Consider the following 3,227-nt stretch of genomic DNA (forward strand, 5'->3'; position numbering starts at 1 on the left):
AAAACTCTTTCAAATCCAATTTCTCGGTGGTCCAAATAAGTATAATGAAACATTTGGTCATCCGATGTTAAAAATGAGACATATGCCATTTCCTATCACAATAAAGGAAAGAGATGCATGGCTAGACAATATGTCTAAAGCAATGAACGACTTAAATATTCCAGATGATATTAAAATTCAAGTATTAAGACGCTATGAAATTACAGCAAACGCGATGGTTAACAGTCGCTGATTTATTAGTATTTAGAGGTGACAGATTTTGAAACATTCAAATGTAATTTCACTATTCCTCGAACCAGTAGAACATCAAATTGAAATATATTATTTCTTTGATCCGTTCCATAAAGATGCTTTAAAAATGGAAGCAATCGTAAACAAGCTACTACTCGAGTATGGTGATTATGTTCGTATCAATAAAATACTTGCTCCCTCACTAAGAGTACTGACAAAATGTCAGGCACAGTCGACTTCAAAGATTGACAATATCGCTCTTGCATACAAAGCAGCAGAAGTGCAAGGAAGAAATAGAGCACGTAAGTTTATGCGTTATTTATTTAACAGAATTTCACCGTCGAACTCTGTGTGCACAAAAGAACATATTATCGATAGCGCAACGCTCGCCAACCTTGATATTCATTCATTTATGGAAGAGATGGAATCTGAAAACTTACACACGTTATTAAATCGTGATCTCGCATTATATCGTGAACTGGATATCAATCTACTACCAACATTTGTATTTTTTAGCGGTGACATTGAGTCTGAAGGTCTTAAAATCGAAGGTGTAAATGAATATTTCATTTACTCATACGTCATCCACGAATTGTTAGATATCGATATACAAAAGAAAGCATTGCCTCACATTTATGAATATATTAAAAAGAACGAACTCGTCAGCATCGATGAGTTAAAGATAATCTATGATTGGCAAGATTCTGTATTACAAAAAGAATTAAAACAACTACAATTGTCACAGTATATCAGCTCTGTCACACACGGAGATGAAATTTATTTTGAAGCAATCGGCAACCATGTATAAATGGTTGCTTTTTTTATACATAAAATGATGAGAGTCACGAGTGACTCTCATCTTTAGCTTATATCATTATTTGCTTTTAATGAGTTGTTCGAATTGATCTAACTTCTCTTCAAAGAATTTCATCGCTTTTTCAATTGGTTCACGCGTTGTCATATCGACACCAGCATTTTTTAAGATTTCAATTGGATAGTTTGATGAACCTTTTTTCAGGAATTCGTTAATGTAGCGTTCGCTATCTTCTTTTGTTCCGTTTAATACGATTTCAGATAACGTCGCAGCTGCTGAATAACCTGTTGCATATTGGTAGACATAGTAATTCATATAGAAGTGTGGAATTCTTGCCCACTCTTTACTTATTAAATCGTCATAAGATACTGCGTCACCGTAGTATTTCTTGTTTAAATCACCATACACTTCGTTTAATTTGTCCGCTGTTAACGGCTCGCCGCTTTCTTTTAACGTATGGATTTTATGCTCGAATTCAGCAAACATCGTTTGACGGAATACTGTTCCTCTAAATCCTTCAAGTTGCTCATTTAATAGATATAATTTCTTTTTATCGTCATCTAAATTTTTATATAGATGATCTGCAAGTAATGCCTCGTTAAATGTAGAAGCCACTTCTGCGACGAAAATTGAATACCCTGATTGGTTCGCTGTTTGGTTTTTACGACTGTAGTAGCTGTGTACTGAATGTCCAAATTCATGTGCTAACGTAAACATGTTATCAACGTTATCTTGCCAGTTCATTAAAATATATGGATTTGTACCATATGTTCCAGAAGAATACGCACCAGAACGTTTACCTTGGTTTTCGTAAATATCTACCCAGCGATTGTTAAATCCTTCTCTTAAAATGTCTTGATACTCTTCACCGAGAGGTGCCATTCCTTCAATGACGTGATCTTTTGCTTCTTCGTATGTGACTTTAAAGTCTTCGTCAACAAGCGGTGTATAAATATCATACATCGTTAACTCATCTAAACCTAACATCTCTTTACGTAACTCAGTATATCTGTGTAGTAAATGAAGATTATCATTTACTACGTCAACGAGTTGATCATATACTTCTTCAGGAATATGGTTGTTTGATAACGCTTGGTCACGGCTTGATTTGTAGCCACGTGCTTCAGCTGTGAACACATGGCTATCGACTTCACCAGAAAGTGTTTGAGCTAACGTATTTTCATATTCTCCATACTTTTTGTATAGAGTTTCATATGCTGATTTTCTAAGCGCTCTATCGCTTGATTTAAGTAGATCAATATACGTCCCTTGAGTTAACACGTGTGAATTTCCGTCTGAGTCTACTGCATTATCAAACGATAAATCTGCATTGTTAAAAATCGCATATGTCGACCCTGGATTGTTTAATACGAGACCTGCTTGAGCGAGTAATTTCTCTTCTTTATCGCTTAGTACGTGTGCACGTTGTTTGTTAATCTTTTCAAGATCGAACTTAAATTCTTTTAATTTATCTTCTTCAGCATAGCTGTTTAACGTCTCTTCATCGATTTGCATAAGTGCTGGAGTTAAGAAGCTCCATGCTGAAGCAAATTTTGTATATAAAGACATTGCACGAGATTCCATGCTTTGGTATTTACTGTTAGATGTATCCTGGTCATGTTTTAAATGTGAATACACATATACTTGAGATAAAGTAACGCCTAAGTCTCTTTCAGCTTCAAGCACTTCAAGTAAGTCATCAGAACTTTGAATGCCTTTTTCTCTGAACGTATCCGCTTCAGACAGACGATTCTCTACTTCTTTATATGCTTCCTCCCATTTTTCATCTGATTCAAAAATTGATGTTAAATCCCACGTATCTTCTACGCGTTGATCTTCACGTTTTAATAATTCTCCCATAATGTACCTCCAAATTTGTAATCACTTACATTTTCTCAATATTTAGACTTTGATGCAACTCATTTTGTTCGCAATTCGAAATATTTCTTTAAATTCTTTTAGTAATCGATTCGCGATATCATATTCATTCATCCCATTCACTTTTCGTATACTTAGAGATTTTACAAATTGATTAAAATCATAACTTTTATTAATGGCAGCATGGTACAAAAAAAGCTTCCATTCAAGTGGATTATTATTAATATATCTCTCGGATGGTGTGATGTAGTATAGAAATTTGGTAAATGGTTTGTACTAAGGGATAACTGATATAAAGTGAAAT

Annotated in this window: 3 protein-coding genes; 2 read left to right on the forward strand and 1 reads right to left on the reverse strand. The window is 34.5% G+C overall.

What is annotated here, in order from left to right; translation table 11 throughout:
• Together TJ68_RS08800 and TJ68_RS06390 are read left to right on the forward strand one after the other, a co-directional pair.
• Positions 1-232, forward strand: a 232-nt coding sequence (locus TJ68_RS08800) for a globin domain-containing protein (protein ID WP_040929332.1), incomplete at its 5' end; no start/stop codon positions are given.
• 27 nt (positions 233-259) lie between these two features.
• Positions 260-1,039, forward strand: a complete 780-nt coding sequence (locus TJ68_RS06390; RefSeq protein ID WP_052327363.1) for a DsbA family protein — start codon at positions 260-262, stop codon at positions 1,037-1,039.
• A 66-nt stretch (positions 1,040-1,105) separates the two neighbouring features.
• Here TJ68_RS06390 and pepF read toward each other — a convergent pair whose 3' ends face one another.
• Entirely contained in the window at positions 1,106-2,905 is a 1,800-nt protein-coding gene (pepF, locus tag TJ68_RS06395) for an oligoendopeptidase F (RefSeq protein ID WP_040929334.1), read from the reverse strand.
• Between the last annotated feature and the right edge of the window lie 322 nt (positions 2,906-3,227).

Source organism: Nosocomiicoccus massiliensis (assembly GCF_000438455.1).
Lineage (GTDB): Bacteria > Bacillota > Bacilli > Staphylococcales > Salinicoccaceae > Nosocomiicoccus > Nosocomiicoccus massiliensis.